This window comes from Mesorhizobium sp. BH1-1-5, from assembly GCF_020165615.1.
Taxonomy (GTDB): Bacteria; Pseudomonadota; Alphaproteobacteria; order Rhizobiales; family Rhizobiaceae; genus Mesorhizobium.
On the sequence record NZ_JAIUIM010000013.1, the window covers coordinates 135251 to 153217 of the forward strand.

The window sequence follows — 17967 nt, forward strand, 5'->3', positions numbered from 1 at the left end:
AAATACTTGCCGGTTATAGTTCGAGCCTGGCCGGAAAACCCGGCGCGCGAAGCTCAGTGCCGACCGTATCCTCGAGCAATTTGACGATTTGCGTCGACCAGGCATCGCCGCCATAGGCGCGCTTGCCCTCCTCGAAGATTGCGTTGACGCGCGATGCCAGATCGAGCGGCGCGCCGAAATCCCTGCCCATTGCGAGCGCGAAGCCGAGGTCCTTCAGCGCCAGGTCCATGGTGAAGCCGATGTCGTAGGAGCCGTTGAGCACGAGCTGGCTTTCGGTCTCATGGACGAAGCTGTTGCCGGAAGAGGCGACGATGGCATGATAGGCCTGGGCGAGGTCGAGGCCGCCCTGCTTGGCCAGCATCAGCGCCTCGCCGGCGGCGACAAGATGGATGAAGGCCAGCATGTTGGTGATGACCTTGATCACCGCCGCCGAGCCGACCGGCCCCATCAGGAAGGATTTTGCGCACATCGCCTCGATCGCCGGCCGATGGTGTTCGTAGAGGGCGGCGTCGCCGCCGACGAGCGCGGTGATCCTGCCCACCGCCGCCAGATGCACGCCGCCGGTGACCGGGCATTCGAGCGTCTCGATGCCCTGGGCCGAGGCGAGGGCCGCCAGCCGCAGGATCTCGTCGCGGCCATTGGTCGACATCTCGATCCAGGTGCCGCCCTTGGGCAGACCCTGAAGCAGTCCGTCGGGGCCGACGAGCACCGCTTCGCTGACCTTCGGCGAAGGCAGGCAGGTGATGGCGTTGCCGGCGCGAGAAGCGGCTTCGGCCGGGCTCGCCGCCGCAATGGCGCCGAGCGCGACGAGGCGCTCAACCGCCGCCGGGTCGCGGTCGAAGACGGTGACGGCGAAGCCGTTGCGCAGCAGGCTGGCGGCAAGGTTGCCGCCAAGATGGCCAAGGCCGATGAAGGCGTAAGCGAGGGTCACGGCATCAACGGCGTCTGCATCATCTGCAGATGCAGGTCCTTGCCGCTGTAGGGATGCGCATCGCAGACCGCCTCGTCGAGCTCGACGCCGAGGCCCGGCTCCTTCGAGGGGATGACGTTGCCGTCCTGCCATTCGATCTTCTTCTTGAGCAGCTTTTCGTGGAAGCCGTCCCACTGCTTGAGCGATTCCAGGATGAGGAAATTGGGCAGCGTCACCGCGAGCTGAATGTTGGCCGCACCCACGATCGGGCCGCAATAGCAGTGCGGCGCGACCTGGATATGGTAGGCCTCGGCCATGGCTGCGATCTTCTTGGTTTCAAGAATGCCGCCGGAACGGCCGAGATCCGGCTGCAGGATGGTCGCGGCGCGGTTCTCGATGACGCGGGCGAACTCGAACTTCGTCGTCAGCCGCTCGCCGGTGGCGATCGGGATCGAGGTCTGGCGGGCGACCTGAGCCATCACCTCGGGCATATCAGGCGGCACCGGCTCCTCGAACCACAGCGGATCGTAGGGCTCGATGGCGCGGGCCATGCGCAGCGCGCCCGAAGCCGTGAACTGGCCATGCGTGCCGAACAGGATATCGGCCCTGGTGCCGACCGCCTCGCGGATCGCCTTGATCATGCGCGCCGACAGATCGATGTCGATGAGGCGCGGCTGGTGGCCGTCATAGGCGGTGTAGGGTCCGGCCGGGTCGAGTTTCACGGCGTTGAAGCCCTGTTCGACATATTCCAGCGCGCAGGCGGCGGCCATGTCGGGGTCGTTGTAGACGTTCTTGCCGCGCGCGTCCTCGGAATGAACGCTGCCGGTGTGCGGATAGAGATAGGTGTAGGAGCGCAGCGTCTCATGCACCTGGCCGCCGAGCAGCTTGTAGACCGGCTTGCCGGCCTCCTTGCCGACGATGTCCCAGCAGGCAATTTCCAGCGCCGAGAAGCAGCCCATGCCGGAGACGTCGGGGCGCTGGGTGAAGCCGGAGGAATAGGCGCGGCGGAAGAAATTCTCGATGTCGTGCGGATCGCGGCCGACGAGATAGCGTTCGGCCATGTCCTCGATCATCCTCGCGGTGACATGCGCCGAGAAGGTGGCGTTATAGGCCTCGCCATAGCCGACCACGCCGCCATCGGTGGTGAGCTTGACGAAGATGAAATATTTGCCGCCGATGCCGGGCGGCGGGTTGCCGACAACCCAGGTCTTCACGTCGGTGATTTTCATTTGTGATCCTCCAGAACCAGTTCGGCGCCCTTCCATCCGGTCAGGATCGAGGCGGCGTTGGTGTTGCCCGTGATGTTGTCGGGGAAAATCGAAGCGTCGATGACGCGCAAGCCGTCCAGCCCGTGTACCTTGAGCCGCGGATCGACGACGGCGCGCAACGCATCGGGGCCCATGCGGCAGGTCGAGACCGGGTGGTAGACGGTGCCCGAGCGCTTCCTGAAATCCTGGATCAGGTCGGCGTCCGACCGGATCGAGGGGCCGGGCAGCACCTCTTCCTCGATGATCTCGGCCATCGCCGGCATCGCGGCGATCCTGCGCACGAACTTCACCGCCGCCAGCATTTCGTCAACATCGGCATTGGTCGAATAGGCGTTGGGCGTGATCCTCGGATAGTCGCGCGGATTGTTCGAGCGGATCATGATCTCGCCGCGGCTCGAGGGCCGGCAGTTGGACAGGCCGATCGAGAAGCCCGGCCAGGGGTCGGGCGTCAGGATCGGACGCTCGCCGCTCTTCGGGATGACGGTCGAGAAGGCCTGGAAATAGAGCTGCATGTTCGGCCGCGTCATCGAGGAGTCGGTGCGGAAGAAGCCGCCGGCATTGTTCATCGACAGCGACAGCGGACCGGAGCGCAAGAGGATGTATTGCATGCCGACCAGCAGCTTGCCCCACCAAGGCCTAAGGATCTGGTTCAGCGTCGGCAGCTTGCCCTTGAAGGTGTAGTTGATGCCGACATGGTCCTGCAGATTGGCGCCGACATTGTCGTTTACGCGGACGACCGGGATGCCGAGATTGCCGAGCAAGGTCGAGGGACCGACGCCGGACAGCTGCAGCAGTTGCGGCGAGTTGATCGAGCCGCCCGATAGGATCACCTCGCGGCCGGCGCGCGCCGTCTTCCTCTCGCCACTCTGCTCATATTCGACGCCGACGGCACGCTTGCCCTCGAATAGGATTTTTGTCGCCAGGGCGTTGGTTTCGACGCGGACGTTGGCGCGTTTCATCGCCGGCCGCAGGAAGGCACGGGCGGCCGACATGCGGCGGCCGTTCCTGGTCGTGATCTGGTAGACGCCGACGCCTTCCTGGGAGGCGCCGTTGAAATCCGGATTGAACGGCAGGCCCGCCTGCTGCCCGGCTGCCAGATAGCGCTTGGTCAGCGGGTGAACCGCGTTGGTGCAGTCGGTGACGTGCAGCGGTCCGCCGACGCCGCGCCACCGGTCGGCGCCGGCCGCATTGTCTTCCATCGCCTTGAAGGAGGGCAGGAGATCGTCATAGCTCCAGCCGGGATTGCCGGCGGCGGCCCAGGCGTCGAAATCCTCGCGCGCGCCGCGGATGAAGACCATGGCGTTGATCGAGCTCGATCCGCCGAGCAACTTGCCGCGCGGCCAGTGGTCGGTGTTGCCGGCGAGGCCAGGATCCGGTTCCGTCTTGTAGTTCCAGTTGACGGCCGGGTCGAAGAAGGTCTTGCCGTAGCCGAGCGGCATCTGGACGTAGAACCGCTGGTCGGTTCCGCCGGCCTCTAGCACCAGCACGGAGAAACGGCCGGAAGCCGACAGCCTGTCGGCAACGACCGAGCCGGCCGAGCCGGAGCCGACGATAATGAAATCATAAGTCTGCATGGTGGGCGGGCGCGCTCCGAAATTCGCGGCCTAGCCTAGACATTGCCGGCTCGCGGCGTCGCCGTGGCTTCCGGCATGGCTTGTGAAAAAAGCGACCGGCGTCTTTGCGCTCAACCGACGGTACTGTCGTTTTTGCGAAAGGCGCGGCTCGAGATCGATATCGGGTTGTCGCTTGGATCGCGGGCGTTGGCGAAGACATAGCCGTCGGCCCGGTGCAGGGCGCCGAATTCCAGCCCTTCCTTTGCGCTGCCAGCGGCAAAGGTTTCGATGTCCTCGACATCGAAGACCAATTTGACGGTCGATTGTCCTCTTTTCTGCCCCTTCGCCGCGAGATGAAGCATGAGACTTGCACCGCCGGCTGGATTGACCAGTTCGACGATCCTGTCACCTTCCTCACGATGCGCTTTGAAGCCGAAGTGCCTTTCGTAAAAAGTCACCGCCGTTTCGATGTTTCTGACGTAAAGGATGATGCGATTGAGCGGCAAAGCCAATTCCTTCCCCCCAGGCCGTTCTGCGGACATAGCCTAGGATCGAAAGCTCCAGCTGTCAGCAGTGCGCGCGTTGACGGGTGAAGGGAGCGACGCTACGGGGATGAGGTGATCGCTTCAGGAGAGGATTTCGCCATGGTGCACTACGCGGACGGAAGACCTCTCGGCGATCTCACTTTGAGGACGCTCGCCATGCCCTCCGACGCCAATGCTGCCGGCGACATCTTCGGCGGCTGGGTGATGGCGCAGATGGACCTTGCCTGCGGCATCCGCGCCGCCGAGCGCGCCAAGGGCCGCGTCGTGACGGCGGCCGTGAAGGAGATGTCCTTCGCCAAGGCGATGAAGATCGGCGACACGCTCTGCATCTACACCCATGTCGAGCGCGTCGGCCGCACCTCGATGGTGCTCAAGGTCGAGGCCTGGGCGCAGCGCTACCTTTCCGACCTGATGGAAAAGGTCACTCATGCCGATTTCGTCATGGTGGCGCTCGACGGCGAAGGCAAGCCGAAGCCGGTTCCGGCCGAGAGCTGACGGGTCCCTGATTCTCCCAGGCTTGCGGTTTTGTAACAACAGCCGCGCGGGAGATGCGCTTCGCGACATCCAATGGTTGCCTTCGCGCCCCAGTTTGAGGGCGCGGGGGGAAAACAATGCGTCAACACATGCTGAACGGCTGGCTCGTGGCAGCCCTAATCGCGCTGGTCTGCCTGCTCGGTATAACGGCCTATATGGAGGTCAGGAAAGACCTTCCGCGCGTCGCCTGCATGCGGGATCAGGCAGTGGCCGGCAAGAGAGCCGCGCAATCGGAAAGCTGCTCGACGGCGTGCTGCGGCAGCACCGCTCCAAGCGCCTGATCGGCAGTCGGCTAAAGACAGTCGTCCTTGTCGAGACGGTTGCGCGGTGACGCCGGCGAGGCTGGCGGCGAGGCCGCAGCGGAGCTGATCAAAGCCGGAAGGTGCGACAGGGCCGGCGCTGTGATGCACGGTTCATCCAATGGTTCATAAACCTTTGAACTACAAGGGTTTCAGGCCTGCTGGCCGTCGAATTTCGCGCGCGCTTCGCGGACCCGATTGGTGTTCTTGCGCGCCCATTCGCCGAGCGCGCCGACCGGCACGAGCAGCTCGTGGCCGAGCTCGGTCAGCTCGTAATCGACACGTGGCGGAATGGTCGGAAACACTTTGCGCGTGACGAAGCCGTCGCGCTCCAGGCCGCGCAAGGTGGTGGTCAGCATCTTCTGCGAAATGCCGCCGACGGCGGCGCGCAATTCGTTGAAGCGCATCGCCCCGTCGCCCAGCTTGCCGACGACGAGCACGGTCCATTTGTCGCCGACCCGTTGCAGGATTTCCGACACTGCACGGCAGTCCTCGGTGATGTGCGGGTGCCTCAGTAACAAAAACGTGCCTCCTTGCGCGCTGGTTTGTCAGTATCACATATAGCGCCGGTATCCAAACGATACCAGAAATTCCCGCAAGGAGAGCCCCTTATGTCCAAACCCAAAATCGCCATTGTCGTCGGTTCGACGCGCGCCGCCCGCTTCGCCGACGTGCCGACCCAGTGGATCGCCAAGATCGCCAAGTCGCACGCCGATATCGACGTCGAGATCGTCGATCTGCGCGACTGGCCGCTGCCCTTCTTCGACGAGGTCGCTTCCTCCGCCTGGGCGCCGTCGCAGAACGAAGTGGCGCAGCGCTGGCAAAAGAAGGTCGCCGAGTTCGACGGCTTCATCTTCACCGCCGCCGAATACAATCACGCTCCGACCGGTGTCCTGAAGAACGCCATCGATTACGCCGCCAATGAATGGAACAAGAAGCCGGCCGGCTTTGTCGGCTATGGCTCGGTCGGCGGCGCGCGCGCGGTCGAACAGCTCCGCCTGATCGCCGTCGAGTTGCAGATGGCGCCGGTCAAGTCGGCCGTCCATATCGCCTGGGGTGATTTCCTTGCGGTGCGCCAGGGCGAGAAGAAGCTCGATGATCTCGAACATCTGAACCAGGCCGCCGCGGCGCTGGTCAATGACGTCGCCTGGTGGGCCAAGGTGCTGAAGGCGGCGCGTGCCGCCGACGCGATCGCCGGCGAAGCCCAGGCCGCTTAAAGAGCCCGACTGTAGTCATCCTCCCGAAGGGCGGCGCTTGCGCCGCCCTTTTTAGTTTGCGGAAGCCTCGATGGCCTGCCTTGGCCTGATGATGCAATCGGCAAGATGTGCCTGCTCGTCCAGCGCGTCGGCGTGGTGCTGTCCCCACTGGCAAAGCGCCAGCAGGATGGGCTCGAGGCTGAGGCCGAGCGCCGTCGCGGAATATTCGACCCGCGCCGGGATCTCGGCGAAGATCTCGCGGTCGACCAGCCCGTGCTCCTCCATCTCGCGCAGCTGGTCGATCAGCACCTTCTGGGTGATGTCGGGCATCTGAGCCTTGAGCGCCGAAAGCCGGCGCGGACCGTCGAAGAGATAATAGAGGATCACCGCCTTCCAGCGGCCGGAGATCACCTTCAGCGCGCGTTCCGCCGGCAGCATCGGCAGGCGCTTGATCACGCGTCGTTTGGCGATTTGGGCCATGGTCACCTCCTGGTGTGCAGCGGACAAATCCGTGTGTAGCTGCGACAGCGCAGATAGTGGCAAAGGGCGGCCGACGCCATAGCGATCGGAGCCTGCCATGAAAGCCATCCAGTTCAGCCGTTTCGGCGGTCCCGACGTGCTGGAGGTCGTCGACGCGCCAACGCCCGTCGCGGGACCCGGCGAGGTCCTAGTCAAGGTTGGGGCCGCCGGCGTCAACTTCTTCGAAGTGCTGATGCGTGCGGATCGCTACGCCGTCACGCCGAGCCTGCCGGTGTTCCCCGGCGTCGAAGTCGCCGGCACGGTCGAGGCGGTCGGCGAGGGCGTTAACCGGCGACTTTTAGGAAGCCGCGTGGCGGCACCGCTGTTCGTCTCGGCCAGGCCATTCGGCGGCTATGCCCAATATGTGACGATCGACGCCGGCCTCGTCGTGCCGCTGCCGGGCGCGCTTTCCTTCGAAGATGCGACCGCCTTGATGGTGCAGGGGCTGACCGCCTTGCATCTTTTGCGGCAAAGCCCGCCGGCCGGCAGGACGGTGCTGGTTCCCGCTGCCGCCGGTGGCGTCGGTTCGCTGCTTGTCCAACTGGCCAAGGGGCAGGGCGCTCGTCGCGTCATCGCGCTGGCCGGCGGTACTTCCAGGCGCGATTTCGCCCTGTCGCTCGGTGCCGATCTGGCGATCGATACCAGCGAAGCGGATTGGCCGGCGCGGGGCCGCGAGGCGAGCGACGGCCTGGGCGTCGGAACCGTCTACGACACCGTCGGCGGCGCATTGACCAAGCAATTTCTCGACCTCCTGGCGCCCGGCGGCGAGCTGCTGTTCGCGGCGCTCGGCCGCTTTCGACTGTCGGCCTCAGACCTCGAAGCGATGATCGGCCGCAATCAGTCGCTCAAGGGCTTTGCCCTGTTGCCGCTCTTGTTTCCCGATAGTCTCAGGACGGACCTGTTGCAGCTGTTCGACCTCGCAGCGAGCGGCCGGCTGAAGGTGACGATCGGCGGCCGCTTTCCGCTCCATCAAGCAGGCAACGCGCATCGATTGCTGGAAGAGCGCCGCGCTACCGGCAAGGTCGTGCTGCTGCCCTGATCGATGACTTCGTCCGCGGCTTTCCCGACTCGCCTGCCGTGCGCCCTCACGACTTTGTGTCGGCCGGTCCCAGAGCCTTGCCGCTTAGTGACTTGCATTATGCAATTGACTCGGCTATTTGTGACTTTCATCTTGATAGTGAGTCACGAAGATGGTTGCGAAGACGAGCTTCGAAACGCGTCCATGCCCTATCGCCCGCAGCCTCGACGAGGTCGGCGAGTGGTGGAGCATCCTTTTGCTGCGCGACGCATTCCAGGGCCTCACACGCTTCGACCAGTTCCAGAAGAGCCTGGATATCGCCCCGAACATCCTGACGCGGCGGCTGAACAGCCTGGTCGAGCGCGGGCTGTTCGAGAAGCGCGCCTACTGCGAGCGGCCGCTTCGGCATGAATATGTGCTGACCGCCAAGGGCCGCGATTTCCGGCCGGTGCTTCTTTCGCTGCTCGCCTGGGGCAACAAGCATCTGGCGCCCGAGGGGCCGAGCCTGGTCGTGGTGGACAAGGCGGACGGGCGCTGGGCCGAGCCGGTCCTGGTCGACCGGGAGACCGGCAGGGATCTGGACGGCGGCGGCTTCGCCATGGCGACCGCCCCGATGGCCACCGACCGAATGCGGCAGCGCTATCGTTTCAGCACCGAAGGTTCGGGCTTTCCGCTGGTCGAGAACGCTGATGGCGGCCAGGAGGAGGCGAAAAGCAGATGAACAAGGCCCTTTCCCCGGCCGAATTGCAGACCACGGTCGTTGATATCCCGAAGCCGGCCAGGAAGCGGCGCAAGCCGTTGCTGCTCGGCGCTGCGCTGATCGCGATCGCTGCCGCCGGATGGTATGGCGTCGGGTGGTGGCAGGCCAACCGCTTCCTGGTGACGACGGACGACGCCTATGTCGGCGGCAACGTCACGCCGCTGGCGCCGCGTGTCGCCGGCCATATCGATCAGGTCCTGGTCGAAGATAACCAGCATGTCACCGCCGGCCAGCCTGTCATCCGCATCGACGACAGGCCTTTCAAGGCCGCGCTGGAACGCGCGCAGGCATCGGTGCAGCAGAAGCAGTCGGCGCTCGACAATCTGCGCGCCCAGGTCTCGCTACAGAACTCGCTGATCGAACAGGCCAGCGCCGATCTCGATGCCAAGAGCGCCGCCGCCGCTTTCACCGCGCAGGATGCCAAGCGCTACGCGGTGCTTGCCAGCGCCAGGACCGGTTCGCAACAGGACGCCCAAAAGAGCGCCGCGGCCGACGGCCAGGCGCAGGCATCCGTCGCCGCCGCGCGGGCGGCGCTTGCCGCGTCGAGGCAGCAGCTCGATGTCCTCAACACCCAGATTTCGGAAGCGACCGCGGAAGTCGCGGCCGCCAAGGCGGATCTCGATACGGCGCAGCTCGACCTCGGCTTCACCGAAATCCGCTCGCCGATCGACGGCATTGTCGGCAATCGGCTGGCGCAGGTGGGCACCTATGTCTCGCCGGGCAGCTACCTTTTGACCATCGTTCCTGCTTCGGGCCTGTGGGTCGACGCCAATTTCAAGGAAGACCAGTTGCGCGCCATGGCCGACGGACAGGCCGCCACCGTCTATGCCGATGTCGCTCCCGACCAGCCGCTCAAGGGCCATGTCACCAGCCTGGGACCGGCCACCGGAGCGATCTTCAGCGTGATCCCGCCGCAGAACGCGACCGGAAATTTCACGAAGATCGTGCAGCGGGTGCCGGTCAGGATCACCATCGACGCCGACCAGGCGAGCAAGGTGGCGCTGCGGCCTGGCCTGTCGACTGTCGTCACCGTCGATACCGGATCGCGCTGAGGGCGCCATGTCAGCGCCGGCCGCCCCGCAATCCTTCATCGCCAGCATCCTGCCGTTCATGGTGATGTGCGTGGGGATGTTCATCGCGCTGCTCGACATCCAGATCGTGGCCTCCTCGCTGCAGGATATCGGCGGCGGCTTGTCGGCCGCGCAGGACCAGATCGGCTGGGTCCAGACCTCCTATCTGGTGGCGGAGATCATCGTCATCCCGCTGTCGGGCTGGCTCACCCGCGTCTTCTCGACCCGGTGGCTCTTCACCATCTCGGCGGCTGGTTTCACTTTGGCGAGCATGCTGTGCGGCTTTGCCTGGAATATCGAAAGCATGATCGTGTTCCGGGCGCTGCAGGGGCTGCTTGGCGCCTCGATGATCCCGACGGTGTTCACCTCGTCCTTCCATTATTTCCAGGGCCCAAGGCGGGTCTATGCGGCCGCGGTCGTCGGCAGCATCGCCTCGATCGCGCCGACGCTCGGGCCGGTCATCGGCGGCTGGATCACCGACACCTTGAACTGGCACTGGCTGTTCTACGTCAATGTCATCCCCGGCGTGGTCATCACCGTCCTCGTTGCGCTGCTGGTCAAGATCGACAAAGCCGATCCGTCTTTGCTCAAGGGCGCGGACTATATCGGCATGGCGCTGATGGCGGTCAGTCTCGGCACGGCGGAATATGTGCTCGAGGAAGGCTCGCGCTGGAACTGGTTCGACGACGCGACGATCCGCAACGGCGCCGTCGTCGCCGTGGTCACGCTCATCCTGTTCGTCGTCCGCAGCCTGACCTATGCGCAGCCGGTGGTCGACTTCCGCGCCTTCGGCAACCGCAACTTCGCCATTGGCTGCTTCCTGTCCTTCATCACCGGCATCGGCATCTTCGCGACGATCTACCTGACGCCGCTATTTCTGGGTTACGTGCGCGGCTACAACGCGCTCGAAACCGGACTGGCGGTGTTTTCCACCGGCGTCGCATCGATGGTGGGCGTTCCGGTCTACATCTTCCTCGCCAAGCGCTTCGATACGCGCTGGCTGATGATGTTCGGCCTGGCGTCCTTCGGCGCATCGATGTGGAGTTTTTCCGCCATCACCAGCCAGTGGGGCTCGGCCGAACTCCTCATCCCGCAACTGTTCCGCGGCTTCCCGCAGGTCTTCGCCGTGGCGCCCAGCGTCAATCTCGGGCTCGGCAGCCTGCCGCCGGACCGGCTGAAATATGCCAGCGGCCTGTTCAACACCATGCGCAACCTCGGCGGCGCGGTGGGCATCGCCATCTGCGGCGCGATCCTCAACAACCGCACCAACTTCCATTTCCTGACGATCGCCTCGCACCTGACGCCGCAGAACGAGACGGCGATGCGCCTGCTCGACAATGTGGCGCAACGCTATGGTCAGCTGCCTGGCGCCATCGACGACGGTCACGCCGCCGCGCTGAAGCAACTCTGGCAGCTCGCCTATCGCGAGGCTTCCACCATGGCCTACGCAGATGCGTTCCTGGTCATCATGGCGGCTTTCGTCATCGCCACGGCGCTGGTCCCGTTCCTGCGCAACGTGACGCCGAAGGCACCGCCGCCGGATGCGCATTGAGCGCCGCCGAGTTGAAGCGGTCTATCAGCGCGCCACTGGGCGATGGCCGTCGGGCAGGCGGGTGGCGATCAGCTTGTCGATACGGCGGCCGTCGAGGTCGACCACCTCGAAACGCCAGCCTTGCGCGTCGACGCATTCGCCGGTAGTCGGCAGATGATGCAGATGCGACAGCACATAGCCTGCGACGGTCTCGTAGTCGCGGTTTTCGGGCAGGTCGATGCCGAGCACCTCGGCCATCTCGTCGGCCTGCATGTAACCGGCAAGCAGCCATGAGCCGTCATCGCGCTTGACGGCGTTCTCTTCCTCGCCGGCCTCGAGGTCGGAGCGGAACACGCCGGTGATCGCTTCGAGGATGTCGGCCGGCGTGACGATGCCTTCGAAATGGCCGTATTCGTCATGGACCAGCGCCATCGGCACGTCCGATTCCCTCAGCTTCTGCAAGACGTCGAGCGCGTCGGCCTGGTCATGCACGATGGGGGCGGCGCGCACGTGCTGGCGCGGATCCAGCACCCTGCCGGCCAGCAGGGCGGCCAGCACGTCGCGCGTCTGGATGACACCGACCATGGCGTCGACATTGCCGTCGCCGGCAGGCAGGCGCGAATGCTGGGTATCCATCAAAAGCTTTCGAACCACCGGTTCGTCGGATTGCAGGTTGAGCCAGTCGACCTCGGTGCGCGGCGTCATCACGGCGCGCACGGCGCGGTCGCCGAGGCGCATGACGCCGGCAATCATGCGGCGCTCGTCGGATTCGATGGTGCCGTGATGCTCGGCCTCGGCGACCAGCATCTTGATCTCCTCGTCGGTGACCTTCTCTTCCGCCTCGCCGCTCTGGCCCAGCAGCCAGAGAATGGCGCGGCCGGAAATATCGAGCAGGAAGACAAGCGGCGCCGAGATCGTGGCAACGACGGTCATTGCGGGCGCCGCGCGGGCGGCGACGCGCTCGGGATCGCGCAAGGCGATCTGCTTCGGCACCAGCTCGCCGACGATAAGCGAGGCATAGGTGATCAAAGCGACGACTATGCCGACGCCGACGGGGTCGGCGATGTTTTCGCGGATACCGGTCGAGGCCAGATATTGCGCCAGCCGTTCGCCGAGCGTGGCGCCCGAGAACGCGCCCGAGAGAACGCCGACCAGGGTGATGCCGATCTGCACCGATGACAGGAACTTGCCGGGATTGGAGCCGAGCGCCAGCGCGCGGCCGGCGCCCTTGACGTTGCGGTCGATCATCGCCTTGAGGCGGGCCGGCCGCGACGAGACGATGGCGAGCTCCGACATCGACAAGAGGCCGTTCACCAGAATGAGGACGGCCACAACGGCGATTTCAACATAAAGCATGGGCGTCAATAGCATTGCTGCAGTGCATTCGAAAATAGCCTGCCGGTATTTTTGGAAGATGACAATCTGGAGCATGACGGACCGGCCTGGAGCACGGCGTGGAGCGCCATCACATGTTGCAGGCATTTGGAGAAAGAGAAGGGTCGTTCGGCGATATGGTCATTTTCAACGATTGCACTCGCGCCCAGATCAGCCGGCTCTTTGCGAAGGAGTGTCGTTGCCGGCGCTCTCCTCGACCATCGCCTTGACGATTGCAATCGTCGCGTCGTCGGCCGGGAAAAGCATCTCCATCGTCAGCTCCGACAGGGTGACGTCGGTCGGTGTGCCGAAGATCATGTTGGTGTTGAGGAACGAGACCGTTCCCAGGCGCGTCGCGATGCGAAGCGGCGTCGCGTAATGCCGCGACGCAGCCGCGGGCACCGGCTCGGCGCCTGCCAGAGGCACCGGATAGGCCATAATTTCGGCGAGCAGGGCATGAATGGCCGGGTCATGCGTGGCATCGATCTGTTGCCGCAACACCGCGACCGAATGCGCGCGCCATTCGGCGAAGTTGACGATCCGCAGCCCCATGCCGAGCGGATGCAGGATCAGGCGGATGGCGTTGATCGGCGGGCAAAGCAGCTCGGGCGAGCATCCCTCATAGAGCTGCGGCAGGGCGCCGTTCGAAAGCACGACATTCCAATGCCGGTCGATCGCGAAGGCAGGATAAGGCTTGTGCGCCTGGAGAACCTGATCGATCGCCTGGCGCGCCGACGCAAGCTCGGCCAGCGATCGCTCCTCGAACGATGGCGCGAAGCCCGCCGCGAGCAGCAACGCGTTTTGCTCCCGCAACGGGACATCGAGATGCTGCGCGAGCAGAAGCACCATCTCCCGGCTCGGCTGCGATCGCCCGGTCTCCAGGCAGGAGAGGTGGCGCGTCGAACTGCCGGCGCTGAGCGCAAGGTCCGCCTGGGTCATGCGGCGCCTCTCGCGCCAACGGCGAAGGAGCACCCCAAATGGCGGCTGTCGAACGGTCATGCCGGCCATCCTAGGGCAGCCGGAAAGCATGGGCCATGACCTCGCAGGTCAAATGACGCCTTGCGCGGCGATCGCTTTTTGACCCGAGGGGTCATCGATCCCGGCCGTGGCCCGGCCGCATAGTCGGCGGGCAATCAAATCGAAGAAGGCCTCAAGCCGAAGGAGAATGTCATGGACGATGCACAGCAACTTGCCGATCGTTATGTGGCCGTTTGGAACGAAACCGATGACGAGCGCCGCCGCCAGGCAATCGCCGAGCTCTGGGTGCCCGAAGGCGAGCACTATGTCGAGTTGCGGGAGGTGCGCGGCTACGCGGGGCTCGAGAAGCGCATTATCGAATCGCATGTGAAATGGGTGCGGGACGGAGGTTTTCGCTTCCGGGCGGCGAAGGACGCTCGGGGGCTGCACGATGTCGTCACCTTCCACTGGGAAATGGTGCCGAAAGACGGCGGCGAGGTTGCCGCCAGCGGGCTCGAATTTCTGGCTGTCGACAAGCAGGACCGTATCCTCGTCGACTACCAGTTCCCGCTCTAGAACCAGGACAGGCGTGAAGCATGGCCGTCACCTATACAATTCAGTTCCAGGTCGTGCCCGGGCGGCGCGCCGATTTTCTTGCCCTCCTCGGCGATGTGCTCGATGCCATGCGCGGCGAGCCGATGTTCCACGAGGCGGTGCTTCATCGGGATCCGGCGTCGGACCACCGTTTCATGCTCTACGAGACCTGGGAGAGCCATGAGGACGTGCTGAACGTCCAGTTGCACAGGCCCTATCGCCGCGACTGGCATGAAGCTTTGGCCAGCGTGCTGGAGAAAGACAGGGAAATAGCCATCTGGGAACCCATGCGTGCGGACCGCAGCGCTGGTCCGACGAATGGTCAAGGGCAAGACTAGCCGTCACTGCTGCGTCTTCAGCACGCCGATCACGGCCATGCCGTCGGTGAAATAGGGATCGCCGCCGCCGTTGTGTCCGGCCTTGGTGGCGCCGATGCCCGGTATCTGGCTGGTCGACGCCAGCAGGCCGGCGGCTTTCAGGTCGCCGATCAGGAAGTCGCGCTCGGCGTCGATGTCGGGGCCGATATGGTGGGTGACGGCGCCGGTGTCGTGGCTGAGGCCTACGCCGCGATCGAAGCTCGCGGCGCCCAGCCAGAGCGGGCGGCCGTCGTCGCCGACCGTATCCGTCTGCCAGAAGCGGACGTGATGGCGCCGGTCGGCGCTGTCGCCGACCGGTTTCTCGAAGGCGAGATCCTGGGCGCGGCCCTCGAACAAGAGGCGGCTCATCGGCGCATCGGGGTAGGGGCGGGAAAACAACACGCTTTCGCCGATGTCGATCGCGGTCCTGAGCGTGACGGCATCGGCCGTGTCCCAGCCGGCGACGGCGAAGGCGTGGACGACTTCCTTTTCGGTGCCGACCAGGCCAACATTGATCGGATCGCCGGGAATGCCCTGCGGCGTATGCGTCACCATCTCGAAGGGCCGGGTACGAAAACCGCGCTCCCGCCAGGTCCAGAATTCCGGCGCGGCGACATAGGCGAGCGCCAGATAGAAGGCGCAAACCGTCGCGAGCCACATCCCCGCACGTCGTCTCAAGCTGCGTTGGCTCATGAATGCCGCCCGATGCCCTATGGCATCTGTTGCGCTACGATCATGGGAAATCAATGGCCAGCGATAAGGAGAACATTTATCATCCGGTTGTCGTTCGAGCGGGGTGCGGCGAATGAAGCGGACCAAGGCTGGCCACGGGGCAATGGCGCTGACTGGCAGCCTTGTTGCCAGAGTTGAGCGCACCGAGCCAGACCCTGGGACTACCGAGCACAGCGATGCGGAATATGACGGCGTGGTCGAAAGGCTGCTGTCGCAATATCGACCCGAAACGCTTTGGGTCTTTGCCTATGGCTCGCTGATCTGGAATCCGGAATTCGACCACATCGAGCAGCGCGCAGCAACGGCGGTCGGATGGCACCGCTCGTTTTGCCTGAAGTTGACCCGCTGGCGTGGAACGCGCGAATTGCCGGCGCTTATGCTTGCCCTCGATAGGGGAGGCAGCTGCAACGGCATCGTCTACCGCCTACCAGGACATGACCATTTCGGACAGCTCGGCCAGCTGATGCGCCGGGAAATCGACGCTAACCCGCCTACCAACGTGCCCCGCTGGATAAAGGTCCGCACCAGCCAAGGGCCACTTCGTGCCCTGGCCTTTGTCGCTGCCACTGAAGGCCGGGCGTACGCCGGACGGCTGCCTCCGGAGCAGGTCGCGGATACGCTGGCGCGCGCCGCGGAGCATTGGGGTTCATCGGCGCAGTATCTGTTCCGAACCGTCAGCAAGCTCGAGGAAAGCGGTATACGCGACAGGAATCTGTGGCGCATCCAGGAACTGGTCGCACGGCAGATTCTGGCGGCCACCAGTTCCGAGCCCGGCGCCTGATTTTAAGTCAGCGGCAGGCGCGGTAACCGCTTTTGCGGTTCTTGATGTCGAAATGGAAATGGTTGCGGTGGTCGTAATTGTAGCCCGGGCCGAGCACCGTGGTGAAATATTCGCAGCCGTCGGCGCGCACATTGTTGAGGAAGCCGCGGGTGCGGAAGGCGAACAAGCCGGGCTTGCGGACGTCGATGTCGTCGCCGTTGTTGAGCTCGATGCTCATGACGTCGAGAGCGTTGCCCTTGCCGTGCTCGGACAACACACCTTCCCCGGCGATGTTGCGGCAGGAATAGCTGGAGCCCTGGTGGATCGCCTTGACGCCGGAGAAATAGCGCCAGCGGGCGGCCGGCTGCAGCTCGTTCTTGGTCCAGGCGGCGAAGGTGGCGGCCATGCCGCAGGTCAGCGTCGCCGCCGGCTTCATGGCGACGCTGCCGATGGCCGAGACTTTTACCGGGAAATCGATGCCGCACTGTCCCTCGTGGATCGGCTGGACGTCCTGGTAGACGACGCCCATCCGCTTCAGCTCGCTGCGGCAGTCGATCTCGCTGGCAGGCATCTGCTCGGCCGGCGACATCGGCTCGTCCATGCGCGGATAGGCGGCCTGGGTCATATAGGGGTTGGAGGGAACGAGGCGCTGCATGCCGGAATATTGCGGCGCGTCGGGCTGCGGCACCGCTGCCGTCTGGCTGCCGACATCGACGGCCGGCTGCAGCGCAAAGACGTCACCGGTCGTGCAGGCCGATATCGTCGCGATGGCAACGCCTGCGGCCAGCCCGACGAGCGTGATGCGCGCATGCTTGTTCCGTCGCGCCGCTGCCAGCACAGCGCCAAGTGTTCGAGCCATTGAAAGGCATCCTTGTCCCCGAATGGCACAAGGTTAACCCTCAACAGTAAAGGAAAGATCAGCACCGGCATTCATGCATAGGGCGGAATTGCGGCGCTGTTCTTGCCGTGACGTGGCCCGAAACTTTCGAGATCGTGCCTACTGGCAAAAAGTGCCGCCATGGCGGCGCGGTTCCAGGTCGAGGTGGAAATGCAAGGCGTGGTCGGGGTCGGCGCCTGGACCGAGCACCGTCTTGAACGGCCCGCAAGCAGCCTTGCGCACCGCGTTGAGGAACTTCGCGTCCTTCTCCGGCGGCGCCGGCCCGATTTCTATCTTCCTCCCATCCGACAAGGTGAAGCTGGCGATGTCGAGCGCATTGCCGAAAGCGTGTTCCGACAGTTTGCGCGTGCCGTGGCGCGGCCGGCAGACAAAGGCAGAGGTCTGGTTGATCGACTTCAGATCGGCGCCGAGTTCGGCCTTCGCCGTGGGCTGCACGACATCGGCCATGAAGCGCGCCGCCGCCTCGGCCATTGGGCAATTGAGCTCGGTGCCAGAGCTGATGCCGATGGATTTGCCGAGTGTCCTTATGACGACGGGGTAGGGGATCGAGCAGCCGATTTGCGCGTCGTGCTCGGCCTTGTGCTCCTCGAATTCGACGCCGAGCGCCTTCAGCCGCTCGCGGCATGCGGTTTCTTCCGGCGGCATCTTGTCGGCCGGCATGTCGGCGGAACGTGGATCGGAGAGCATCTTTTCCTCCGCCGGCTGAGCGGGTTTTTCCGGCGGTTGTGGCGCGGTTTCCGGCGGCTCCGGCTCCAGCTCGGTGGGCTTCTGCGGCGGGGTGGGCACGACGTCCGGCGTCTCAGCCTCGGATTCCGTCCGCGGCTCGGATCGAGCGCCCTTCGAACGCGGCGGGTGGGCATCCCATTTCGGATGCGACTTCTCCTGGTTGAGGAAGTCGTCATTGCTGTCGAGGCGGCTTTTGTCCTGCCTGGACTTGTCGGCGCCGTTCTCCATATCCTGCGGACGGGACCCTGGAACCGGTGTCGCCACCGGCATTTCCGGCGCCGGAGCGGCGCTCTGGCTGGCCGGCGGCAGGTGTCTTTTCTGCCGATGATGATGCTTGGCCACGGCCGGCGTAACCAGCAGCATCGCA

General features: G+C 64.6%; 21 protein-coding genes. 10 read left to right on the forward strand and 11 right to left on the reverse strand.

The genetic code is table 11. From position 1 onward, the window contains the following. Nucleotides 1–13: 13 nt before the first annotated feature. From LB572_RS18885 to LB572_RS18900, 4 genes are all read right to left on the reverse strand, one after another. Entirely contained in the window at nucleotides 14–931 is a 918-nt protein-coding gene (locus LB572_RS18885) for an NAD(P)-dependent oxidoreductase (RefSeq protein WP_224668758.1), read from the reverse strand. Beyond that, on the reverse strand, nucleotides 928–2139 hold the full coding sequence (locus LB572_RS18890) for a mandelate racemase/muconate lactonizing enzyme family protein (protein ID WP_224668759.1): 1212 nt from the start codon (nucleotides 2137–2139) through the stop codon (nucleotides 928–930). The genes LB572_RS18885 and LB572_RS18890 overlap by 4 nt, the downstream gene beginning before the upstream one ends. Further along, nucleotides 2136–3752 (reverse strand): GMC family oxidoreductase, encoded by a 1617-nt coding sequence (locus LB572_RS18895; protein WP_224668760.1) that lies wholly within the window; start codon nucleotides 3750–3752, stop codon nucleotides 2136–2138. The genes LB572_RS18890 and LB572_RS18895 overlap by 4 nt, the downstream gene beginning before the upstream one ends. Nucleotides 3753–3862: 110 nt before the next feature. Then, the gene (locus LB572_RS18900; RefSeq protein ID WP_224668811.1) at nucleotides 3863–4237 is read right to left on the reverse strand and encodes a VOC family protein; all 375 of its coding nucleotides are present in this window, start codon (nucleotides 4235–4237) and stop codon (nucleotides 3863–3865) included. A 138-nt stretch (nucleotides 4238–4375) separates the two neighbouring features. Here LB572_RS18900 and LB572_RS18905 point away from each other — a divergent pair, with 138 nt between their 5' ends. After that, a complete protein-coding gene (locus LB572_RS18905) occupies nucleotides 4376–4771 on the forward strand; it encodes an acyl-CoA thioesterase (RefSeq protein ID WP_140803985.1) in 396 nt (131 codons plus the stop codon). Between the two features lie 116 nt (nucleotides 4772–4887). Further along, a complete protein-coding gene (locus LB572_RS18910; RefSeq protein WP_224668761.1) occupies nucleotides 4888–5091 on the forward strand; it encodes a hypothetical protein in 204 nt (67 codons plus the stop codon). Between the two features lie 170 nt (nucleotides 5092–5261). Here LB572_RS18910 and LB572_RS18915 read toward each other — a convergent pair whose 3' ends face one another. Further along, nucleotides 5262–5630, reverse strand: a complete 369-nt coding sequence (locus LB572_RS18915; protein WP_140803969.1) for a winged helix-turn-helix transcriptional regulator — start codon at nucleotides 5628–5630, stop codon at nucleotides 5262–5264. A 90-nt stretch (nucleotides 5631–5720) separates the two neighbouring features. On the opposite strand from LB572_RS18915, the gene LB572_RS18920 reads away from it, so the two are divergent. Further along, the gene (locus LB572_RS18920) at nucleotides 5721–6326 is read left to right on the forward strand and encodes an NADPH-dependent FMN reductase (protein ID WP_140803968.1); all 606 of its coding nucleotides are present in this window, start codon (nucleotides 5721–5723) and stop codon (nucleotides 6324–6326) included. Nucleotides 6327–6377: 51 nt separating this feature from the next. On the opposite strand, the gene LB572_RS18925 is transcribed toward LB572_RS18920, so the two are convergent. Then, nucleotides 6378–6785, reverse strand: a complete 408-nt coding sequence (locus tag LB572_RS18925) for a winged helix-turn-helix transcriptional regulator (RefSeq protein WP_224668762.1) — start codon at nucleotides 6783–6785, stop codon at nucleotides 6378–6380. 97 nt (nucleotides 6786–6882) lie between these two features. Here LB572_RS18925 and LB572_RS18930 point away from each other — a divergent pair, with 97 nt between their 5' ends. The 4 genes from LB572_RS18930 to LB572_RS18945 all read left to right on the forward strand — a co-directional run bounded on the left by LB572_RS18930 (nucleotide 6883) and on the right by LB572_RS18945 (nucleotide 11224). Continuing rightward, the gene (locus tag LB572_RS18930) at nucleotides 6883–7863 is read left to right on the forward strand and encodes a quinone oxidoreductase family protein (protein WP_224668763.1); all 981 of its coding nucleotides are present in this window, start codon (nucleotides 6883–6885) and stop codon (nucleotides 7861–7863) included. Nucleotides 7864–8014: 151 nt separating this feature from the next. Continuing rightward, nucleotides 8015–8563, forward strand: a complete 549-nt coding sequence (locus LB572_RS18935; protein WP_140803963.1) for a winged helix-turn-helix transcriptional regulator — start codon at nucleotides 8015–8017, stop codon at nucleotides 8561–8563. Further along, nucleotides 8560–9654, forward strand: coding sequence for an HlyD family secretion protein (locus tag LB572_RS18940; RefSeq protein ID WP_224668764.1), 1095 nt, complete (start codon nucleotides 8560–8562; stop codon nucleotides 9652–9654). The genes LB572_RS18935 and LB572_RS18940 overlap by 4 nt, the downstream gene beginning before the upstream one ends. Nucleotides 9655–9661: 7 nt before the next feature. Continuing rightward, a complete protein-coding gene (locus LB572_RS18945) occupies nucleotides 9662–11224 on the forward strand; it encodes a DHA2 family efflux MFS transporter permease subunit (RefSeq protein WP_224668765.1) in 1563 nt (520 codons plus the stop codon). Between the two features lie 24 nt (nucleotides 11225–11248). Here LB572_RS18945 and LB572_RS18950 read toward each other — a convergent pair whose 3' ends face one another. Beyond that, on the reverse strand, nucleotides 11249–12559 hold the full coding sequence (locus tag LB572_RS18950; protein WP_224668766.1) for a hemolysin family protein: 1311 nt from the start codon (nucleotides 12557–12559) through the stop codon (nucleotides 11249–11251). A 189-nt stretch (nucleotides 12560–12748) separates the two neighbouring features. After that, on the reverse strand, nucleotides 12749–13576 hold the full coding sequence (locus tag LB572_RS18955; RefSeq protein ID WP_224668767.1) for a helix-turn-helix transcriptional regulator: 828 nt from the start codon (nucleotides 13574–13576) through the stop codon (nucleotides 12749–12751). Between the two features lie 171 nt (nucleotides 13577–13747). Between LB572_RS18955 and LB572_RS18960 the strand changes: the two genes are divergently transcribed. Beyond that, entirely contained in the window at nucleotides 13748–14110 is a 363-nt protein-coding gene (locus LB572_RS18960) for a hypothetical protein (RefSeq protein WP_224668768.1), read from the forward strand. A 20-nt stretch (nucleotides 14111–14130) separates the two neighbouring features. Next, complete coding sequence (locus tag LB572_RS18965; protein WP_140803954.1) at nucleotides 14131–14466, forward strand: putative quinol monooxygenase; 336 nt, start codon at nucleotides 14131–14133, stop codon at nucleotides 14464–14466. Nucleotides 14467–14469: 3 nt separating this feature from the next. Here the strand turns inward: LB572_RS18965 and LB572_RS18970 are convergent, their stop codons facing one another. Next, nucleotides 14470–15177, reverse strand: coding sequence for an LssY C-terminal domain-containing protein (locus LB572_RS18970; protein WP_140803952.1), 708 nt, complete (start codon nucleotides 15175–15177; stop codon nucleotides 14470–14472). Between the two features lie 112 nt (nucleotides 15178–15289). Between LB572_RS18970 and LB572_RS18975 the strand changes: the two genes are divergently transcribed. Continuing rightward, complete coding sequence (locus LB572_RS18975) at nucleotides 15290–15997, forward strand: gamma-glutamylcyclotransferase (RefSeq protein ID WP_224668769.1); 708 nt, start codon at nucleotides 15290–15292, stop codon at nucleotides 15995–15997. A gap of 7 nt (nucleotides 15998–16004) precedes the next feature. On the opposite strand, the gene LB572_RS18980 is transcribed toward LB572_RS18975, so the two are convergent. Together LB572_RS18980 and LB572_RS18985 are read right to left on the reverse strand one after the other, a co-directional pair. Next, nucleotides 16005–16835: an extensin family protein gene (locus tag LB572_RS18980; protein WP_224668770.1), complete on the reverse strand. Its 831-nt coding sequence runs from the start codon at nucleotides 16833–16835 to the stop codon at nucleotides 16005–16007. Nucleotides 16836–16973: 138 nt separating this feature from the next. Then, nucleotides 16974–17963 (reverse strand): extensin family protein, encoded by a 990-nt coding sequence (locus LB572_RS18985; RefSeq protein ID WP_224668771.1) that lies wholly within the window; start codon nucleotides 17961–17963, stop codon nucleotides 16974–16976. Nucleotides 17964–17967 lie beyond the last annotated feature (4 nt).

Bases quoted from the DNA above. Each gene is read 5' to 3' on its own strand.
- LB572_RS18980 (WP_224668770.1), bottom strand. From the start codon at position 16,835: ATGGCTCGAACACTTGGCGCTGTGCTGGCAGCGGCGCGACGGAACAAG.
- LB572_RS18910 (WP_224668761.1), top strand. From the start codon at position 4,888: ATGCGTCAACACATGCTGAACGGCTGGCTCGTGGCAGCCCTAATCGCG.
- LB572_RS18920 (WP_140803968.1), top strand. From the start codon at position 5,721: ATGTCCAAACCCAAAATCGCCATTGTCGTCGGTTCGACGCGCGCCGCC.
- LB572_RS18905 (WP_140803985.1), top strand. From the start codon at position 4,376: ATGGTGCACTACGCGGACGGAAGACCTCTCGGCGATCTCACTTTGAGG.
- LB572_RS18965 (WP_140803954.1), top strand. From the start codon at position 14,131: ATGGCCGTCACCTATACAATTCAGTTCCAGGTCGTGCCCGGGCGGCGC.
- LB572_RS18925 (WP_224668762.1), bottom strand. From the start codon at position 6,785: ATGGCCCAAATCGCCAAACGACGCGTGATCAAGCGCCTGCCGATGCTG.
- LB572_RS18930 (WP_224668763.1), top strand. From the start codon at position 6,883: ATGAAAGCCATCCAGTTCAGCCGTTTCGGCGGTCCCGACGTGCTGGAG.
- LB572_RS18935 (WP_140803963.1), top strand. From the start codon at position 8,015: ATGGTTGCGAAGACGAGCTTCGAAACGCGTCCATGCCCTATCGCCCGC.
- LB572_RS18950 (WP_224668766.1), bottom strand. From the start codon at position 12,559: ATGCTTTATGTTGAAATCGCCGTTGTGGCCGTCCTCATTCTGGTGAAC.
- LB572_RS18890 (WP_224668759.1), bottom strand. From the start codon at position 2,139: ATGAAAATCACCGACGTGAAGACCTGGGTTGTCGGCAACCCGCCGCCC.
- LB572_RS18955 (WP_224668767.1), bottom strand. From the start codon at position 13,576: ATGACCGTTCGACAGCCGCCATTTGGGGTGCTCCTTCGCCGTTGGCGC.
- LB572_RS18895 (WP_224668760.1), bottom strand. From the start codon at position 3,752: ATGCAGACTTATGATTTCATTATCGTCGGCTCCGGCTCGGCCGGCTCG.
- LB572_RS18985 (WP_224668771.1), bottom strand. From the start codon at position 17,963: ATGCTGCTGGTTACGCCGGCCGTGGCCAAGCATCATCATCGGCAGAAA.
- LB572_RS18975 (WP_224668769.1), top strand. From the start codon at position 15,290: ATGAAGCGGACCAAGGCTGGCCACGGGGCAATGGCGCTGACTGGCAGC.
- LB572_RS18940 (WP_224668764.1), top strand. From the start codon at position 8,560: ATGAACAAGGCCCTTTCCCCGGCCGAATTGCAGACCACGGTCGTTGAT.
- LB572_RS18970 (WP_140803952.1), bottom strand. From the start codon at position 15,177: ATGAGCCAACGCAGCTTGAGACGACGTGCGGGGATGTGGCTCGCGACG.
- LB572_RS18960 (WP_224668768.1), top strand. From the start codon at position 13,748: ATGGACGATGCACAGCAACTTGCCGATCGTTATGTGGCCGTTTGGAAC.
- LB572_RS18945 (WP_224668765.1), top strand. From the start codon at position 9,662: ATGTCAGCGCCGGCCGCCCCGCAATCCTTCATCGCCAGCATCCTGCCG.